Origin of the sequence: Massilia sp. Root133, assembly GCF_001426525.1 — a bacterium.
GTDB lineage: Bacteria > Pseudomonadota > Gammaproteobacteria > Burkholderiales > Burkholderiaceae_D > Telluria > Telluria orientalis.
Window position 1 is genome coordinate 245,605 of the sequence record NZ_LMEW01000031.1, and the last position, 17,327, is coordinate 262,931.

The 17,327-nt window shown below is 66.5% G+C and carries 17 protein-coding genes; 14 read left to right on the top strand and 3 right to left on the bottom strand.

Annotated elements, in window-relative coordinates; translation table 11 throughout:
* Positions 1-43: 43 nt before the first annotated feature.
* The 8 genes from ASD28_RS33110 to ASD28_RS19190 all read left to right on the top strand — a co-directional run bounded on the left by ASD28_RS33110 (position 44) and on the right by ASD28_RS19190 (position 7,440).
* The gene (locus tag ASD28_RS33110) at positions 44-562 is read left to right on the top strand and encodes a type II secretion system protein (RefSeq protein WP_056131647.1); all 519 of its coding nucleotides are present in this window, start codon (positions 44-46) and stop codon (positions 560-562) included.
* A 221-nt stretch (positions 563-783) separates the two neighbouring features.
* Positions 784-1,731, top strand: coding sequence for a type IV pilus biogenesis protein PilM (pilM, locus tag ASD28_RS19160; protein WP_056131650.1), 948 nt, complete (start codon positions 784-786; stop codon positions 1,729-1,731).
* Positions 1,728-2,399, top strand: a complete 672-nt coding sequence (locus ASD28_RS19165) for a PilN domain-containing protein (protein ID WP_056131653.1) — start codon at positions 1,728-1,730, stop codon at positions 2,397-2,399. The genes pilM and ASD28_RS19165 overlap by 4 nt, the downstream gene beginning before the upstream one ends.
* A complete protein-coding gene (locus ASD28_RS19170) occupies positions 2,396-3,112 on the top strand; it encodes a hypothetical protein (protein ID WP_056131656.1) in 717 nt (238 codons plus the stop codon). The genes ASD28_RS19165 and ASD28_RS19170 overlap by 4 nt, the downstream gene beginning before the upstream one ends.
* Positions 3,097-3,495, top strand: a complete 399-nt coding sequence (locus ASD28_RS19175; RefSeq protein ID WP_229412125.1) for a hypothetical protein — start codon at positions 3,097-3,099, stop codon at positions 3,493-3,495. Before ASD28_RS19170 ends, ASD28_RS19175 begins: the two co-directional genes overlap by 16 nt.
* Positions 3,496-3,507: 12 nt before the next feature.
* Positions 3,508-5,316, top strand: a complete 1,809-nt coding sequence (gene mshL, locus ASD28_RS19180; RefSeq protein ID WP_229412124.1) for a pilus (MSHA type) biogenesis protein MshL — start codon at positions 3,508-3,510, stop codon at positions 5,314-5,316.
* The gene (locus tag ASD28_RS19185; RefSeq protein ID WP_056131659.1) at positions 5,317-6,210 is read left to right on the top strand and encodes an ExeA family protein; all 894 of its coding nucleotides are present in this window, start codon (positions 5,317-5,319) and stop codon (positions 6,208-6,210) included. It begins immediately after the preceding gene.
* 12 nt (positions 6,211-6,222) lie between these two features.
* Positions 6,223-7,440: a tetratricopeptide repeat protein gene (locus tag ASD28_RS19190; RefSeq protein ID WP_056131661.1), complete on the top strand. Its 1,218-nt coding sequence runs from the start codon at positions 6,223-6,225 to the stop codon at positions 7,438-7,440.
* A 7-nt stretch (positions 7,441-7,447) separates the two neighbouring features.
* Here ASD28_RS19190 and ASD28_RS19195 read toward each other — a convergent pair whose 3' ends face one another.
* Together ASD28_RS19195 and ASD28_RS19200 are read right to left on the bottom strand one after the other, a co-directional pair.
* A complete protein-coding gene (locus tag ASD28_RS19195) occupies positions 7,448-8,605 on the bottom strand; it encodes a pyridoxal phosphate-dependent aminotransferase (RefSeq protein WP_056131664.1) in 1,158 nt (385 codons plus the stop codon).
* Positions 8,602-9,072 carry a putative toxin-antitoxin system toxin component, PIN family gene (locus ASD28_RS19200; protein ID WP_056131668.1) on the bottom strand — a complete coding sequence of 157 codons (471 nt, stop codon included), beginning with the start codon at positions 9,070-9,072 and terminating at the stop codon, positions 8,602-8,604. Before ASD28_RS19200 ends, ASD28_RS19195 begins: the two co-directional genes overlap by 4 nt.
* A gap of 38 nt (positions 9,073-9,110) precedes the next feature.
* On the opposite strand from ASD28_RS19200, the gene yaaA reads away from it, so the two are divergent.
* Positions 9,111-9,881 carry a peroxide stress protein YaaA gene (gene yaaA, locus ASD28_RS19205; protein WP_056131671.1) on the top strand — a complete coding sequence of 257 codons (771 nt, stop codon included), beginning with the start codon at positions 9,111-9,113 and terminating at the stop codon, positions 9,879-9,881.
* Between the two features lie 215 nt (positions 9,882-10,096).
* Here the strand turns inward: yaaA and ASD28_RS19210 are convergent, their stop codons facing one another.
* Positions 10,097-10,936 (bottom strand): outer membrane protein assembly factor BamD, encoded by an 840-nt coding sequence (locus ASD28_RS19210; protein WP_056131674.1) that lies wholly within the window; start codon positions 10,934-10,936, stop codon positions 10,097-10,099.
* 67 nt (positions 10,937-11,003) lie between these two features.
* Between ASD28_RS19210 and ASD28_RS19215 the strand changes: the two genes are divergently transcribed.
* The 5 genes from ASD28_RS19215 (at position 11,004) to rimO (ending at position 17,291) form a co-directional block, all read left to right on the top strand.
* Positions 11,004-12,041: an RluA family pseudouridine synthase gene (locus ASD28_RS19215; RefSeq protein ID WP_056131677.1), complete on the top strand. Its 1,038-nt coding sequence runs from the start codon at positions 11,004-11,006 to the stop codon at positions 12,039-12,041.
* Positions 12,041-12,835 carry a peptidoglycan editing factor PgeF gene (gene pgeF, locus ASD28_RS19220; RefSeq protein WP_056131680.1) on the top strand — a complete coding sequence of 265 codons (795 nt, stop codon included), beginning with the start codon at positions 12,041-12,043 and terminating at the stop codon, positions 12,833-12,835. The genes ASD28_RS19215 and pgeF overlap by 1 nt, the downstream gene beginning before the upstream one ends.
* 331 nt (positions 12,836-13,166) lie before the next feature.
* Positions 13,167-14,921, top strand: coding sequence for a class I poly(R)-hydroxyalkanoic acid synthase (gene phaC / locus ASD28_RS19230; protein WP_056131687.1), 1,755 nt, complete (start codon positions 13,167-13,169; stop codon positions 14,919-14,921).
* A 175-nt stretch (positions 14,922-15,096) separates the two neighbouring features.
* Complete coding sequence (gene phaR, locus ASD28_RS19235; protein WP_056131689.1) at positions 15,097-15,651, top strand: polyhydroxyalkanoate synthesis repressor PhaR; 555 nt, start codon at positions 15,097-15,099, stop codon at positions 15,649-15,651.
* 236 nt (positions 15,652-15,887) lie between these two features.
* Positions 15,888-17,291: a 30S ribosomal protein S12 methylthiotransferase RimO gene (gene rimO / locus ASD28_RS19240; protein WP_082577282.1), complete on the top strand. Its 1,404-nt coding sequence runs from the start codon at positions 15,888-15,890 to the stop codon at positions 17,289-17,291.
* The last annotated feature ends 36 nt before the right edge of the window (positions 17,292-17,327 follow it).

Genomic DNA, 17,327 nt, shown 5'->3' on the forward strand with positions numbered 1-17,327 from the left:
AAACCCACGCGGCCGGGAATGCCGCACCTAAATCGGAGAGAGCATGAAAGTAAGTATCAAGAACAATGCGCAGGGCGGCTTCACCTTGATCGAATTGATCGTCGTGATCGTTATTCTGGGCATCCTGGCTGCGACGGCACTGCCGAAGTTTGCCAACCTGGGCAGCGATGCCCGCGTGGCCAGCCTGAATGCTGCGAAAGGTGCACTCAGCGCGACCGCGGCAATGGCGCATGGCAAGTTCATGGTCGATCCGAACGTGACCACGACCAAGCAACTCACGGTCGAAGGCGTGACGATGAACATCAACACCACGACCGGCTATCCGGTGGCCGACAGCAATCTCGCGGAGGCTGCCGGCATGAAGGACGGCGTCGACTATAAGGTCATCGCGACGGCCGCTACGACGGGTACCAATGCTTCGGGTGCGTCGATCAAGCTCGTACCGCAGAGCCTTGCGGGCACGACCAATGAGGCGAACTGCTACGTCCAGTACACCGAGGCAACGACGGCGGGCGGCGCACCGTCGATCAAAGTGAACGGCACGGCGGCAAATTGCAACTAAGCGTTTTTACGCTGGATCAATCGGGACCGCAATGCGCGGTCCCGATTGTCGTTTACAGGCCGAATGCTGCGTATTGACCACACCCCATTAGTAGTTCCACACGGAAAACCAAATATATTCTCCCAGAGTAAAAATTTGGTATCGGAATTTCCTACCGCTTGAATATAATCAAGCCTCTATCGCACTTATCTCGACCAAGTCACGGATAACCATCGCCACGCATGGGTTTTTTCAGTAAAGCACAGAACAATGCAGCCTGGCTGGCCATGGTGCCGCAGCGCGACGGGATCGCGGCGGCCAGCGTGCGCCGTGGCGCGGACGATGGCGCGAAGCCGGCCGTGACGCATGCCGTCTTCTTCCCCGGCGCCCCGTCCGCGGACAGCCTCGACAAGGCCGCGAAGGAGATGCACAGCGCGAGCTACCGCTGCACGACAGTGCTGGCCGGGGGCGATTACCAGTTCATGTCGGTCGAATCGCCGAACGTCCCGCGCGAGGAACTGAAAAGCGCCATGCGCTGGCGCCTCAAGGACATCCTCGATTTCCCCATCGACGACGCCACGTTCGACGTCCTCGACGTCCCGCTCGACCCGAACGCCGTCGTGCGCCCGCAGCAGAGCGTGTTCGCGATCGCGGCGCGCAACAGCATCGTGTCCGCGCGCCAGAAGATGTTCAACGCGGCCAAGGTGAAACTGCGCGCGATCGACATCCCCGAGATGGCCCAGCGTAACGTGTCCGCGCTGCTGGAGCAGGACGGCCGCGGCATCGCGCTGCTGTCGTTCGGCGAGGACGGCGGCCTGTTGACCGTGTCGTGGCGCGGCGAGCTGTATCTGTCGCGCCGCATCGACGTCACGCTGGCCCTGCTGCTCGACGACGACCACGACCGCAAGCACCAGGCCTTCGACAAGATCACGCTGGAGCTGCAGCGCTCCCTCGACAACTTCGAGCGCCAGTTCTCGTTCATCAGCGTGGCCAAGCTCGTGCTCGCGCCGACCGGCGCCACGGGCCTCGAAGACTACCTGTCGAGCAACCTGTACACGCGGGTCGAGACGCTCGACCTGGCCGACGTGCTCGACCTCGGACGCGTGCCGGACCTGGCCGATCCGGGCCGCCAGCAGCGCTTCTTCGTGCCCATCGGCGCCGCGCTGCGCGTCGAGGAGGGCGCGGCATGAGCCAGCAGATCAACCTGTTCAATCCCGCGTTCCAGCCGCAGAAGAAGATCTTCTCCGTCAATGCGATGGCCGGCGCGCTCGGCGTGCTGGTGCTGCTCGTCGTCGGCACGGGCGTGTACGCCAAAATGCGCATCGCGCAGCTGGAAGCGCGGGTCGCGCGCGGCGAGGCGGAGGTGCAGGCCGCGCAGAAACGCCTGGAAGCCGCCACCGCCGAATTCGCGCCGCGCACGAAGGACGGCCGCCTCGAAGCGGAGGTGGCCGCGGCCCAGGCCGAGCACGATGCCTTGCGGCGCGTGGCCGACGTCATCCAGCGCGGTGACCTGGGCAATACCGAAGGCTATGCGGAATACTTTCGCGCGCTGGCGCGGCAAAGTGTCGACGGCCTGTGGCTGACGGGCGTGACCATCACGGGCGCCGGCACGGAGATCGGCGTGCGCGGGCGCGCGCTCGATCCGGCCCTCGTGCCGGGCTACCTCGCGCGCCTGCGCAATGAGCGCGTCCTGCAGGGCAAGCCGGTGGGCAGCATGCAGATCGGCCAGGCGTCCACCGTCAAGGTGCTCGGCGCCGACGGCAAGGAGTCCGATGCACCGGCGCCGTACGTCGAATTCAGCCTGCAGTCGGCCGCCGCCGGTGCGGCACCGGCGCCGGGCACCGGAGGCCAGCCATGAAGCGCCGCTGGCTCCAGTTCACGGCGCGCGTGGAGGCGCTGCAGCCGCGCGAACGCATCATGGCATTCGGCGCCGCCGTCGTCATGCTGGTGTTCCTCGCGAATAGCTTCGTGTTCGCGCCGATGTCGCGCAAGGAAGCCGCGCTGCGCTCGACCCTGCAGCAGCAGACCATCACCATCGGCGGCATCGCGGCCGACATCGAAGGCAAGGCGCGCGCCTACGGCAACGATCCGAACGAGGCGCTGCGCAAGCACCTGGGCGAATTGCGGGCCGAGACGGCGCGCACGAGCGACGAGCTGCGCACGATGCAGAAAGGCCTCGTGCCGCCGGAACGCATCGCGCCGCTGCTGGAAGCGATCCTGCGCGCGAACGGGCGCCTGAAGCTCGTGTCGCTGAAGACGCTGCCCGTGTCGACGCTGACCGACGGCGCGGCGCCGGCACCGGCAGCGGCGGCATCGGCACCGGCACCGGCACCGGCCGCACCGGCGCCGCCGCCCGTCGTGAAATCGCCCGACCTGCTGTACCGCCACGGCGTCGAACTGACGGTGCGCGGCAGCTATCTGGACATGGTCGACTACATGCAGGCGCTGGAGACGCTGCCCACCCAGCTGTTCTGGGGCAAGGCGCAGCTGGATGCGGAAGCGTATCCGAACGTGCGCCTGACCCTGACGCTGTACACCCTGAGCCTGGACCCGAAATGGATGAAGCTGTGATTCCGACGACGATGAAGCCGGCCCTGCGCGCCGCATTCCTGGCGCTGCTGCTGGCGGGCGGCGCCCACGCGCAGCCGCTGCAGGACCCGACGAAACCGCCCGCGGCGGCGACGCCGGTCGCGCTGGGTCCGCAGGCCGTGAGCAGCGGCCCGCAGCTGCAATCGATCCTGATCGGGCGCGCGGCGGGCGGGCGCCACGTGGCCGTCATCGACGGCGAGACGGTGCGCCAGGGCGAGAGCTTCCGCGGCGCGAAGGTCGTGCGCATCCGCGAGAACGAGGTGGAACTGGCGCGCGGCGGCGAACGCCAGGTGCTGCGCCTGTACGCCGAAGCCGAAGGCGCCATCAAGGGCGACCACGCCGCCACGGTCACCGTGCGGCGCTGACAGAGGATGAGGATGAACGACAAGCGTATTCCGATGCGTTCCATGGCGGCGGCCGCCGCCGCGCTGCTGGCACTGTCCGGCTGCCAGACGACGCCCAGTTCGGCCACCTACGACAACATCAAGGGCGAGGTGGCGAGCGGCGCGAACAAGCGCCCGGCCGCCGCGCCGACGGTCGACGCGGCCGTCGCCGACGCGCTGCTGCCGCCGGCCGCCGCGCTGGCGACGCAACTGCCGAAGGCGCGGCCCGCGCTGGAAGAGCGTTTCAACGTCTCCTTCAACAACGTGCCGGCGCAGCAGTTCTTCCGCTCGATCGTCGCGGGCACGCGCTACAACATCCTCGTGCATCCGGACGTCGCCGGCACCATCACGGCGAACCTGAAGGACGTGACCCTGCCGGAGACGCTCGACGCGATCCGCGAGATGTACGGCTACGACTACAAGATCGACGGCACGCGCATCTCGATCAAGCCGCTGACGATGCAGACCAAGATGTTCCACGTGAACTACCTGGTCGGCAAGCGCTCAGGCATGTCGAGCACGCGCGTGACGTCGACGTCGGTCTCGAACGCGGTCAACAACCAGAACGGCAACGGCTACGGCAACAACGGCAACAACCAGGGCCAGAACCAGAACGGCAACAACCAGAACAACAACGGCAACAACCCGAACGGCCAGAACGGCGGGCAGATGGACAGCACGGACGTCGCCACGACGTCCGCCAACGATTTCTGGAGCGACCTGAAACTGGCCATCGAGGCCATCGTGGGTTCCAAGGAGGGCGGCCGCAGCGTCGTCGTCAGCCCGCAGTCGGGCGTGCTCGTGATCCGCGCGATGCCGGACGAGCTGCGCAACGTCGACGCCTACCTGAAAGCCACCCAGCTCGCCGTCGACCGCCAGGTGATCCTGGAAGCGAAGATCCTCGAAGTGGAGCTGAACGACAGCTACCAGAGCGGCGTCAACTGGGCATCGTTCGCGTCGATCAAGAGCGGCCACGACAACCGCGTCTCGGGCGGCATGATCGCGCCGGGCGCCACGCTCACGCCGCTGCCGTTCGGCGGCGGCCAGCCGGCCGTGATCACGGATCCGAGCACCGGCCTGTCGGCCAGCAGCGGCTTCTCGCTGTCGAACGCGGCGGGGGCGGCCGGTTCGATGTTCGGCCTGGCCGTGCAGACCGCGAACTTCGCGGCGCTGATCTCGTTCCTCGAGACGCAGGGCACCGTGCACGTGCTGTCGAGCCCCCGCGTGGCGGCCGTCAACAACCAGAAGGCCGTGCTGAAGATCGGTACCGACGAGTTCTACGTCACCGGCGTGCAGACGACCACGAACTCCACGACGACCGGCAACACCGTGTCGCCGAGCGTCACCCTGCAGCCGTTCTTCTCCGGCGTCGTCCTCGACGTCACGCCGCAGATCGACGAGAAGGGCAACATCCTGCTGCACGTGCACCCGTCCGTGAGCCAGGTCTCGACGATCAACAAGTCCGTCAACCTGGGCACGGCCGGCAGCCTGAACCTGCCGCTCGCGGCATCGGCGACGTCGGAACTGGACAGCATCGTGCGCGGCCAGAACGGCCAGGTCGTCGCCATCGGCGGCTTGATGCGCCAGTCGTCGACGGCGGACGATTCGCAGCTGCCCGGAACCGGCAAGGTGCCCGTGCTGTCGGCGCTGTTCGGCGCGAAGAAGCGCGTGAACCAGAAGCGCGAACTGGTCGTGCTGATCAAGCCGACCATCGTCGAGGGCATCAACAACTGGAACGACGACCTGCTCGACACGAGCCGCCGCATCGAGCAGCTCGACCCGCGCACCCGGGGGAGCCGCTGAATGTACACGGCCCACTTCGGCCTGCGCGAACTGCCGTTCGGGATCACGCCGGACACCAGCTTCTTCTTCGGCGCCCCGCATTCGCAGGAAGCCCTGAACACGCTGCTCGTCGCGGCGCGCGGCGGCGAGGGCTTCATCAAGATCACGGGCGAAGTCGGCACCGGCAAGACCCTGTTGTGCCGCAAGTTCATGGCGACACTGGGTCCGGAATTCGTCACCGCGTACATCCCGAACCCGTACCTCGAACCGCGCACCCTGATGCTGGCGCTCGCGGACGAGCTGGAAGTCGGCTACGACAAGGACGCCGACCAGCACCAGGTCCTGAAAGCGATCACGCACCGGCTGCTGCAGCTGGCGGGCGAGGACAAGCGCGTGCTGCTGTGTCTCGACGAGGCACAGGCGATGCCCGTCGAGACGCTGGAGGCGCTGCGCCTGCTGACGAACCTGGAGACGGAAAAGCGCAAGCTGCTGCAGATCGTCCTGTTCGGCCAGCCGGAGCTGAACCGCAAGCTGGAGCTGCAATCGATCCGCCAGCTCGCCCAGCGCATCACGTTCCACTATCATCTCGGTCCCTTGAGCCGCGACGACCTCGATTACTATGTGGCGCACCGCCTGCGCGTGGCCGGGTATGATGGGGCGCGCCTGTTCTCGCGCGCTGCGGTGGCCCGCCTGTACGGCGCCAGCGGCGGCGTGCCGCGCCTCGTCAACATCCTCGCGCACAAGGCCATGATGCTGTGCTACGGCCAGGGACGCCAGCAGGTCGCGCGCGCGCACGTGAACCTGGCCGCGCGCGACACGCTCGCGACGAGCAGGCGCCGCGTTTGGCCCTGGGCCGCCTCGGCCGCCGCGCTGGCCGCCGCCGGCGCGGGCCTGGCCTGGGCGTTGAGCCATTGACGGGGAGCGGGAATGAGCCTGATTAACAAGATGCTGCAAGACCTGGACGCGCGCGGCACGCCCAAGGACGGCGAGCTGCCGGGCCAGGTGAAGCCGGTCGCGCGCGAGCCGTACCGGCTGAACCGGCGCGCGATCGCGGCCGCCGTCGGCGGCTCGCTCGCCGCGAGCGCAGTCTGCTGGCTGGCCTTGACCCAACCGCACCGCGCGCCGGCACCGGCTGCGCCGCCGCCCGCCGCTGCCGTCCGGGTGGCGCCGGTGGTCACGGGCCCCGTGCAGGCTTCTCCGGTGGTGACCGTGCAGGCGCCCGCCGCGCCGGCGGCGCCGCCGCCCGCCGTGGAAAAGACCGCAGACGCGCCGCCGACGAAGCACATGACGCGGGCGGAGCGGCGCGCGGAACGCAAGCGCCTCGCGCAAGAGAAAGCCGCGGCGCGCAAGGCGGAGAAGGCGGCGCAGGCGGCGTCCGTGCGCGCGCAGGACGTGGCGCCGATGGAGCCGGACAGCGCGGAAGCGCGCGCGGCGCGGCGCGCCATGGCGCAGGCGCTGGCCGCACGGGGCAAGTCCTCGAAGACGACGTCCGCCGCGATGGTGGCCGCCGCGCGCGCGGCCGCGCACGACGACGCGGCGCCGAAGGGCAAACGCGGCGTCCAGGGCCGCCAGGAGACGGGCGCCCAGCGCGCGGAAGGCGAATACCGGCGCGCACTGGCGAGCCTGCAGGAAGGCCGCATGACCGAGACCGTCGCGGCGCTGGAGCAGGCGCTGAAATACGAGCCGGCGCACGAAGCGGCGCGCCAGACCCTGGTCGGCCTGCTGATCGAGGCGAACCGCAACGACGAGGCGATGCGCCAGCTGCAGCTGGGCCTCACGCTGGACCCGCGCCAGCCCGCGATGGCGATGCTGCTCGCGCGCCTGCAGATCGAGCGCGGCGGCAACGGCATCGACACCTTGATGCGTACCTTGCCGTACGCGGGCAACGACGCCGACTACCACGCCTTCCTGGCGGCCGCGCTGGCACGCCAGCAGCGTCACCGCGAGGCGGCCGAGCAGTATCACCAGGCCGTGCGCGCGGTGCCGTCGAACGGCGTGTGGTGGATGGGCCTCGGCATCTCGCTGCAGGCCGAGAAACGCAACGGCGAGGCGCTCGACGCGTTCCAGCGGGCGCGCGCCGGCGGCGGGTTGTCGCAGGAATTGCAGGGGTTCGTGGAGCGCCGCATCCAGCAGCTCTCGCACTGAGCCCGCGTCACACTGTCGCCAACCGCTCGAGGGCGCCGTTCAGCGTCTCGTCCTTTTTCGCAAAGCAGAACCGCACGATGCCGGACTCCGTCGGCTTGCTGTAGAAGGCCGACACGGGAATCGCGGCCACCTTGATCTCGCGCGTCAGCCACTGCGCGAATTCGGATTCGCTCAGGTCCGAAATCCCGTCGTAGCGCACGCACTGGAAATACGTGCCGTCCGCCGGCAGCAGGGTAAACCGCGTGTTCGCCAGCCCCGCGCGGAACAGGTCGCGCTTGCGCTGGTAGAACGCGGGCAGGTCGCACCACGGCGCCGGGTCGCGCATGAAGGCGGCCAGGCCGGCCTGCATCGGCGTGTTCACGCTGAAGACGTTGTACTGGTGGACCTTGTGGAATTCCGCCATCAACGGCGCCGGCGCGGCCACGTAGCCCACCTTCCAGCCCGTCACGTGATAGGTCTTGCCGAAGCTCGACACGACGAATGCGCGCGCCGCCAGCACGGGATGGCGGCTCACCGACGCATGCGGCTGGCCGTCGTAGACCATGTGCTCGTACACCTCGTCCGCCAGGATCAGGATATCGGTCCCGTCGACAATGGCGGCCAGCGCATCGAGGTCGGCCCGGCGCAGGATCGTGCCGGTCGGGTTGTGCGGCGTGTTCACGACGATCATCCGCGTCCTGGGCGTGACGGCCGCCGCGACGGCATCCCATGGCACGCTGTAGCCGCCGGCGTCCACGCGCATCGCGACGGGCACCGGCACGCCGCCGGCCAGGGTGATCGACGGCTGGTAGCTGTCGTAGCAGGGCTCGATGACGATCACCTCGTCGCCCGGATGCACGGCGCACAGGATCGCGGTGATGATGCCTTGCGTGGCGCCGGCCGTGATCGTGATCTCGGTGGCGGCATCGTAGGCGTGGCCGTACAGCGCGGCCAGCTTGGCGGCGATGGCCTCGCGCAGCACGGGCAGGCCGGTCATCGGCGCGTACTGGTTGTGGCCCGCGCGCATGGCGGCGTCGACGGCGTCCAGCAGGCGCGGATCGCAGTCGAAGTCGGGGAAGCCCTGGCCCAGGTTGACGGCGCCGTGCTCGGCCGCGAGCGCGGACATCAGGGTGAACACGGTGGTGCCGACGGCCGGCAGGCGCGATTGCAGGACGGGTGTGGTCATGGTGCGTACGGGTTGGGTGGGGCTGCCGGCGCCTCGGTCTTGACCCAAGCGTCGGGCGTCATGATGCGGAAGAGGTTCTCGCGCGCGGCGCGGCGGGCCAGTTTCAACAACGCCTTGTCCTTCGTGACGAGGACGGCGGCATCGGCGTCGCGCGCGATCTCGAGGAATTTCTGGTCGTCGCGGTCCGTGCAGACCGGCAGGCGCAGCGCGCGCGACGTCGGCGCCACGACCTCGATCAGGGCGTCGAAGGCGGCCTCCGCCTGCGGACGGGTATCGTCGTCGAGCGGCAGGTGAGAATAATGCAGCACGATCCGGTATTCGTCGCGGCAGTCGGCGCGCGTGACGGCGCGCACCGTGCCGGACTCCAGCGCGGCGAGCAGGGGCGCCCAGCGCGGGTCGCGGAAAACGAACAGGTCGAGGCAGACGTTGGTGTCGATGACGATGGGTTTCGCTGAAGCAGGTATCATGTCAGCAATTTTACCCGCTGTACGTGTTTCATAACTAAATGCTGATCGTTCTCTCGCCCGCCAAGTCCCTCGACCTCGAATCGCCACCCACCACGCAGGAGCGCACGACGCCCCGCTTCATCGACGATGCCGCCGAATTGATCCGCGTTCTCAAGCCGAAATCGCCGGCCGAGATCGGCGCGCTGATGGATATCTCGGACCAGCTGTCGGTGCTGAACGTGACCCGTTACGCCGACTGGCACCCGGACCACGCCGACGCCCGCCAGACCATCATGTCGTTCGACGGCGACGTGTATACGGGCCTGGCTGCGCGCACGCTCGGCAAGCACGCGCTCGGTTATGTGCGCGACCGCGTGCGCATCCTGTCGGGCCTGTACGGCGTGCTGCGACCGCTAGACGCCATGCATCCGTACCGCCTGGAGATGGGCACGCGCCTCGCGAACCCGCGCGGCAAGGATTTGTATGCCTTCTGGGGCGAGCGGGTGACGGCCGCGCTGAACGCGGACCTGAAGGAGGCGGGCGCGCCGGTCCTCGTGAACCTCGCGTCCGAAGAATACTTCAAGTCCGTCAAGCCGAAGCTGCTGGACGTGCCCGTGATCACGCCCGTGTTCGAAGACTGGAAGAACGGCAAGTACAAGATCATCTCGTTCTTCGCCAAGCGGGCGCGCGGGATGATGGCGCGCCATGCGGCCGAGCAGGGCATCACGGACGTCGAGCGCCTGAAGGACTTCGACGTGGACGGGTATGCGTACGACGAGGCCGTGTCGACGGACAAATCCTGGGTGTTCCGCCGGCGCATCGAAGGCTGACGACGTCGACAAATTCGGGGTCAGAGCACTTTTTTGCGCAAGGTCCTCGAAGTAAGTTCTGCGCGTGGCGCCGGGCGCGAATGTCCATGGACGGCGTGAACGCGCGCAGAGCGTTGCCAGAGCAACTGGTCGCAGGATATTGATCGGAAATGTGCTCTGACCCCGAATTTTGGGGCAGGGGGGCGAAAAAAAGCCCGCTTCCGCGGGCACTGGGGTTACTGCACGGCGTCTTTCGGCGCCGGTTTGGGGCCGGCCTTGGCCCAGAACTTCCACCACGGCGCGTCGCCCGAACCCTTGCCGCCCATGAAGCGGCTGTTCGGGTAGTTCATGGTGAAGATGCGCTGCGTGTCGTCGCGCAGGTCGAACATGCCCAGCTTGTCGTAGGCGCGAATCATGATGAACAGTGCTTCCTCGCGCGCCGGGGCTTCGCTGAACTGGGTAACGGCGCCCTGGGCGCGGTTCAGCGCGGCCAGGTAGGCGCCGCGGCGGTAGTAGTAGTTCGCCACGTGCACTTCGTACTGCGCCATCGCGTTGATCAGGTAGTTCATGCGGGCGACCGAGTCCGGAGCGTATTTGCTGTTCGGGAACTTGTCGACCAGTTCCTTGAACGCGGCAAACGCTTCGCGCGTCGCCTTCGGGTCGCGCTCGGTCGGATCCTGGGCGTAGATGAAGCTGAGGAAGCCGATCTGGTCGTTGAAATTGATCAGGCCGCGCAGGTAGTACATATAGTCGACCTGCGGGTGGTTCGGGTGCAGCTTGATGAAGCGTTCGACGGCGGCCAGCGCCTCGGCCTGGTCCTGCGCCTTGTAGTGCGCATAGGCGATTTCCATCTGCGCCTGGGCGGCGTAGGTGCCGAACGGATAGTTGGATTCGAGGCGTTCGAACAGCTTGATCGCGGCTTCGTAGTGGCCGCCCGCCATTTCCTCCTGCGCGTCAGCGTATAATTTCGATGCTGACACGTTCTTGTTTTCGTCGGATCTTTCCGGCAACAAACCGCAAGCTGACAAACTGAGCAGGACGCTAGTCAGGACTAATACAGACAATTTTTTTTGCATAAGCTCTTAGTGCAAGAAAGTTTTACCGAGATTCAACGAACGGCTGATTATAGCCGATGGGACTGACGTGATATTAACTGCTGCGCCGAATTCGGCGGAAAACCTTTTCGACCCCGACCTGGATGAGGACCTCGACGCCGAGCTCGATGCCGGCACCGGTGGCCCTGATTATTCTCCGATCTCCCTGGAACTGGAGCCAGAACACTGCGGCCAGCGGTTGGACAAGGTCGTGGCCGGGTTGGTGCCCCAGTTCTCGCGCAGCCGCCTGCAGCAATGGTTCGACGAGGGCCACATCCTCGTCGACGGCAAGCCGGCGAAGGGCAAGAGCACGGCCTATGGCGACGAGACGGTCACCGTCGTGCCGCAGCCGGCGCCCGAGGACACGGCCTACACGCCGGAAGCGATGGAACTGGACATCGTCCACGAGGACGACGCCATCATCGTCATCAACAAGCCGGCCGGCCTCGTCGTGCATCCGGGCTCGGGCAACTGGTCGGGCACCCTGCTGAACGGGCTGCTGTATCACTGCCCGCAACTGGTGTCCGTGCCGCGTGCCGGCATCGTGCACCGCCTCGACAAGGACACGAGCGGCCTGATGGTCGTCGGCAAGACGCTGGAAGCGCAGACGGACCTCGTGCGCCAGCTGCAGGCGCGCACGGTGAAACGCGAATATTTCGCGCTCGTGTGGGGCACGCCGCGTGCCTACGGCACCATCGATTCGGCGATCAGCCGCGATGCGAAGGACCGCGTCAAGATGGCCGTGTCGAACAGCCCGTCGGCGAAGCCGGCCATCACGCACTACGAACTGCTGGAGACGGGCGAGCTCGACCGCCGCCCGGTCAGCCTCGTGCAATGCCGCCTGGAGACGGGCCGCACGCACCAGATCCGCGTGCACATGCAGTCGCTGGGCTACAGCCTCGTCGGCGACACCGTGTACGGCAAGCAGCACCTGCGTTCGTTCTTCCACCGCCAGGCGCTGCAGGCGCGCCGTCTTGGGCTCACGCACCCGGCCACCGGCGAGCACATGGAATGGGTCGTGCCGCTGGCCGACGATTTCGCGGAACTTCTGGAACAGGCCGGGATCGAAGAACCGGAAGCGATCTGATGCCGGAATCCGATCTGCAGGACGCTGATCTGATCCACCCCGCGACCCAATGGCCCGATCTGCCTGACGCGTTCGGTGCCCTGGCCACGACGCGGCGTGGCGGCGTCAGCATGGGCCCGTTCGGCGACGGGCGCGACGGTGGCGGGCTGAACCTGGGCAGGCACGTGAACGACGATCCGGAGGCCGTGCAGGCCAACCGGATGCGCCTGTGCGCGCGCCTGCCGGGCCCGCCCGCGTGGATCGCGCAGGTGCACGGTCCCGACGTCGTCGATGCGGCGGCCGTCCAGCCGGGCGGTCCCGTGCTTACGGGCGATGCGAGCATCGCGACGGTGCCGGGCGTCGTCTGCGCCATCCTCACGGCCGACTGCCTGCCCGTGCTGTTCGCGGACCTGGGCGGCAAGGTCGCGGGCGCCGCGCATGCGGGCTGGCGCGGGCTGGCCGGCGGCGTGCTCGGTCAGACGGTCGCGGCCATGCGCGCGGCTGGCGCGGGCGAGATCACGGCCTGGCTCGGGCCGGCGATCGGCCGGGACGCGTTCGAAGTGGGCGGCGACGTGCTGGCCGCCTTCGAGGCCGCGTTGCCGGGGCAGGTGGACGATGCTTTCCGGCCGTATGCGGGGCGACCGGGCAAGTATCTGGCGGACATGTATTTGTTGGCGCGTCGCATGCTGGCCCGCGACGGGATCACGCGCGTCCATGGCGGCGACCGTTGCACCGCGACCGAGACCGACTGGTTCTATTCGTATCGCCGCGACGGCGTCACCGGCCGGCAGGCCAGCCTCATCTGGTTGAAGTAAGCGCGGGCCGTTCAGCGGCCCCCATCGCGGGCGTCTCCGGCCGCACCGCCATCGGCGCCGGCCACATGGCCTGCCACGGGCACGACCGGTGTTCCGTCAGCCGTCCTCGGCGCCGCCTGTGCCGCGCGGGCGCGCCGCCGTCTTGATCCCGCAAGGTAAAAAACGATTGAGAATGGCAACACGCCATAGCCGAAAAAAGTCATAATGCCGCCAACCACAGTCGGCTCCGTCGCCGCCATCAGGGTTACGACGTACATCCATCCTATGGCTACGATCCACATGCGATGCTCCGGTTGCTGTCGATAAAACGATTCTACACAATGGACGCCTTATGAATACGCCTGATGCTACCCCGCAGATGCTTGCCGCACCCTGGATGGCGCCGTTTGCGCAATTCACCGATCCCTCCGCCTGGCAGTCCTGGATGAAACTCCCTGACGGGGCCGACGGCTCGGCAGCGTTCGCACCGGTGGCCAAGATGCTGGGCGATATCGGCGCCGGGCTGTCGCAGGGCAAGCTGGAAGCGCTGCGCAACGATTACCTGCAAAAGGCGATGAAGCTGTGGCAGGATCTTGTCACCGGCAAGCTGCCGTCGTTCAGCGACCGCCGCTTTTCCGCGCCCGAGTGGACGGCGAACGCGATGTCCGCGTACAGCGTCGCGTCCTACCTGCTGAATTCCGAATTCCTCATGGCGCTGGCCGAGGCCGTCGAAGCGCCGCCGCGCGACAAGCAGAAAATCCGGTTCGCCGTCCAGCAGATCGTCGATGCGATGTCGCCCGCGAACTTCCTCGCGACGAATCCGGAAGCCCAGCAGAAAATGATCGAGACCAAGGGCGAAAGTCTCACGAAAGGCTTGCAGAACATGCTGGCCGACCTGCAGAAGGGCCGCATCTCCCAATCGGACGAGTCCGCGTTCGAAGTGGGCCGCAATGTCGGTATGACACCGGGCACGGTCGTGTTCGAGAATCACTTGTTCCAGCTGATCCAGTACACGCCGGCGACGCCCACCGTGCACGAGGTGCCGCTGCTGATGGTGCCGCCGTGCATCAACAAATACTACATCCTCGACCTGCAGCCGGAGAATTCCCTCGTCCGCTACCTGGTGGAGCAGGGCAATACGGTGTTCATGCTGTCCTGGCGCAATCCGGACCAGAGCCTGGCCGGCACGACGTGGGACGATTACGTGGAACAGGGCGCGATCCGCGCACTCGACGCCACGCGCGCCATCACGGGCCAGGACAAGGTGAACGTGTTCGGCTTCTGCGTGGGCGGCACGATCGCCGCGACGGCGCTGGCCGTGCTGGCCGCGCGCGGCCAGAAACCGGCCGCCAGCCTGTCGCTGTTCACCACGCTGCTCGATTTCTCGGACACCGGCGTGCTCGACGTGTTCGTCGACGAGACCCAGGTCAAGCTGCGCGAACAGCAGCTGTCCCGCGGCGGCTTGATGCCGGGTCGCGACCTGGCGACGACGTTCTCCGCGCTGCGTCCGAACGATCTCGTGTGGAACTATGTCCAGCAAAACTACCTGAAAGGCAAGACGCCGCCCGCGTTCGACCTGTTGTACTGGAATGCCGACAGCACGAACCTGCCGGGCCCGATGTATTGCTGGTACCTGCGCAACACGTATCTCGAAGACAAGCTGAAGGTGCCGGGTGCGCTGACGGTGGCGGGCGTCAAGGTCGACCTGGGCGCCATCGATTGCCCGACCTTCCTGTACGGCTCGAAGGAAGATCACATCGTGCCGTGGGAAGCGGCGTTCGCGTCGATGGGCCTGCTGAACCCGAAAAAGCCGAAGAACAACCGCTTCGTGCTGGGCGCGTCCGGTCACATCGCCGGCGTGATCAACCCGGCGTCGAAGAACAAGCGCAGCTACTGGGTCAACGAGGGCGGCAAGACGCGGCCGAAGACGCCGGCCGACTGGATGGGCGGCGCCGTCGAGAAGAAGGGCAGCTGGTGGCCGGAATGGGCGAAATTCCTCGTCGAACACGGCGGCAAGGAAGTCGCGCCGCCCGCACAGCCGGGCAATGCGCAGTATCCGGCGATCGAGCCGGCGCCGGGCCGATACGTCAAGGCCAGGGCCGATTGAAGAGGCGGCAGCCGCGTTGCGAAAAAAATCATTCAGTTGCTCAGCGAATAATTGCTGCACCTGCGTTCGCAACGTGGTATTTTTAGCGGATATCCTCTTGGAATCGGAGACGCCGCAGGAGATCCCCGCGGTCGCCGCATAATAAATGCGCTACGGCGCTGTACATGGAAATGAGATGAGTAGTGTCAAAAAAAGCACTGAACGCCTGATCAAGAAGTATCCGAACCGCCGGCTGTACGACACCCAGACCAGTTCTTACATCACCTTGTCCGACGTGAAGCAACTCGTCCTCGATTCCGACGAGTTCACGGTCGTGGATGCCAAGACGAACGAAGACCTGACCCGCAGCATCCTCCTGCAGATCATTCTCGAAGAGGAAGCGCACGGCGTGCCGATGTTCTCCAGCGGCGTGCTGTCCCAGATCATCCGCTACTACGGCCACGCGATGCAGGGCATGATGGGTTCCTACCTGGAAAAGAACGTGCAGGCGTTCACCGACATCCAGAACAAATTCGTCGGCTCGGCCACGGGCGCGATGGAAGGCAAGCCGTTCAGCACCGAGATGTGGACCCAGTTCATGAACATCCAGGGCCCGATGATGCAGGGAATGATGAACAACTACATCGACCAGAGCAAGAACCTGTTCCTGCAGATGCAGGAGCAGATGCAGAGCCAGAGCAAGGCGATGTTCGGCGCGTTCCCGTTCGGGGTGCCGCCGGAGAAGAAATGAGTGCATAAAGTACGGCGCACTCAAATCTGTCATTCCCGGCAATGCCGGAAATGACTTCCCGGCATTGCCGGAAATGACTTCCCGCCTAGGCGGGAATCCAGGTTCCCGGGCGCTCCCGCGGCGCTGAAATTGGGCCCCTGCCTTCGCAGGGGCGACGTTCCAAGGCCATCGATTTCCCTCCGCCCCCGCTTCCTGTACAATCGCGGATTGCCCTGAACGTTTGCCGCAATCCGACAATGCAAGAACTCCGCCGTAACCCTCTTCCCGCCACCTCCGACGCCGCCGGCAATGCCGTGCCGCCGAAGGTCGGTTTCGTCTCGCTCGGCTGCCCGAAGGCGCTCGTCGACTCCGAACAGATCCTCACGCAGCTGCGCGCGGAGGGTTACGAGACCGCCAAGTCGTATGCCGGCGCGGACCTCGTGATCGTCAACACCTGCGGCTTCATCGACGCGGCCGTGCAGGAATCGCTGGATGCGATCGGCGAGGCGCTGGCCGAAAACGGCAAAGTGATCGTCACGGGTTGCCTGGGCGCCAAGAAGGATGCATCGGGCAGCGACATCATCACCAAGGTGCACCCGAAGGTGCTCGCGGTGACCGGCCCGCACGCCGTGGCCGAAGTGATGGAGTCCGTCCACATCCACCTGCCCAAGCCGCACGACCCGTTCATCGACCTCGTGCCCGACCACGGCGTCAAGCTCACGCCCAAGCACTATGCCTACCTGAAGATTTCGGAAGGCTGCAACCACCGCTGCAGCTTCTGCATCATCCCGTCGATGCGCGGCGACCTGGTGTCGCGTCCCATCCACGACGTGCTGCAGGAGGCGGAGAACCTGTTCAAGGCGGGCGTCAAGGAACTGCTCGTGATCTCGCAGGACACGAGCGCGTACGGCGTGGACGTCAAGTTCCGCACCGGCTTCTGGAACGGCCGCCCCGTCAAGACGCACATGACGCAGCTGATGGAAGCGCTGGGCCAGTTGGCGAAACAGTACGGCGCGTGGGTGCGCATGCACTACGTGTACCCGTACCCGCACGTGGACCAGGTGATCCCGTTCATGGGCGAGCACGTCCTGCCCTACCTCGACATCCCGCTGCAGCACGCGCATCCGGACGTCCTGAAGCGCATGAAGCGCCCGGCCAGCGGCGAGAAAAACGTCGACCGCATCCAGGCATGGCGCAAGATGAACCCGGACCTCACGATCCGCTCGACGTTCATCGCCGGCTTCCCGGGCGAGACGGACGCGGAATTCGAATACCTGCTGGACTTCCTCAAGGAAGCGCAGATCGACCGCCTGGGCTGCTTCGCCTACTCGCCGGTCGAAGGCGCGACGGCGAACGAGATCGCGAATCCGGTGCCGGACGAGGTCAAGGAAGAGCGCCGCGCCCGCGTGATGCTGCTGCAGGAAGAAATCTCGGCGCAGCGCCTGCAGGCGAAGGTCGGCAAGACGATCCGCGTGCTCGTCGACGAAGCGGGCCCGCGCGAAGCGGTCGGCCGCTCGGCTGCGGATGCGCCGGAAATCGACGGCGTCGTCCACATCAAGCGCGCCCTCACGCCGGGCAAGGCCAAGCCGGCCGTGGGAGAATTCATCGACGTGGTCGTGACGAAGGCGGATGCGCACGACCTGTGGGCGACGGTCGCCTGATTACCCGTCTTTCCCGCGCACGCGGGAAACCATATT

Coding starts and splice junctions, on each gene's coding strand:
- ASD28_RS33110 (WP_056131647.1), top strand. CDS start 44: ATGAAAGTAAGTATCAAGAACAATGCGCAGGGCGGCTTCACCTTGATC.
- pilM (WP_056131650.1), top strand. CDS start 784: ATGGGTTTTTTCAGTAAAGCACAGAACAATGCAGCCTGGCTGGCCATG.
- ASD28_RS19165 (WP_056131653.1), top strand. CDS start 1,728: ATGAGCCAGCAGATCAACCTGTTCAATCCCGCGTTCCAGCCGCAGAAG.
- ASD28_RS19170 (WP_056131656.1), top strand. CDS start 2,396: ATGAAGCGCCGCTGGCTCCAGTTCACGGCGCGCGTGGAGGCGCTGCAG.
- ASD28_RS19175 (WP_229412125.1), top strand. CDS start 3,097: ATGGATGAAGCTGTGATTCCGACGACGATGAAGCCGGCCCTGCGCGCC.
- mshL (WP_229412124.1), top strand. CDS start 3,508: ATGAACGACAAGCGTATTCCGATGCGTTCCATGGCGGCGGCCGCCGCC.
- ASD28_RS19185 (WP_056131659.1), top strand. CDS start 5,317: ATGTACACGGCCCACTTCGGCCTGCGCGAACTGCCGTTCGGGATCACG.
- ASD28_RS19190 (WP_056131661.1), top strand. CDS start 6,223: ATGAGCCTGATTAACAAGATGCTGCAAGACCTGGACGCGCGCGGCACG.
- ASD28_RS19195 (WP_056131664.1), bottom strand. CDS start 8,605: ATGACCACACCCGTCCTGCAATCGCGCCTGCCGGCCGTCGGCACCACC.
- ASD28_RS19200 (WP_056131668.1), bottom strand. CDS start 9,072: ATGATACCTGCTTCAGCGAAACCCATCGTCATCGACACCAACGTCTGC.
- yaaA (WP_056131671.1), top strand. CDS start 9,111: ATGCTGATCGTTCTCTCGCCCGCCAAGTCCCTCGACCTCGAATCGCCA.
- ASD28_RS19210 (WP_056131674.1), bottom strand. CDS start 10,936: ATGCAAAAAAAATTGTCTGTATTAGTCCTGACTAGCGTCCTGCTCAGT.
- pgeF (WP_056131680.1), top strand. CDS start 12,041: ATGCCGGAATCCGATCTGCAGGACGCTGATCTGATCCACCCCGCGACC.
- phaC (WP_056131687.1), top strand. CDS start 13,167: ATGAATACGCCTGATGCTACCCCGCAGATGCTTGCCGCACCCTGGATG.
- phaR (WP_056131689.1), top strand. CDS start 15,097: ATGAGTAGTGTCAAAAAAAGCACTGAACGCCTGATCAAGAAGTATCCG.
- rimO (WP_082577282.1), top strand. CDS start 15,888: ATGCAAGAACTCCGCCGTAACCCTCTTCCCGCCACCTCCGACGCCGCC.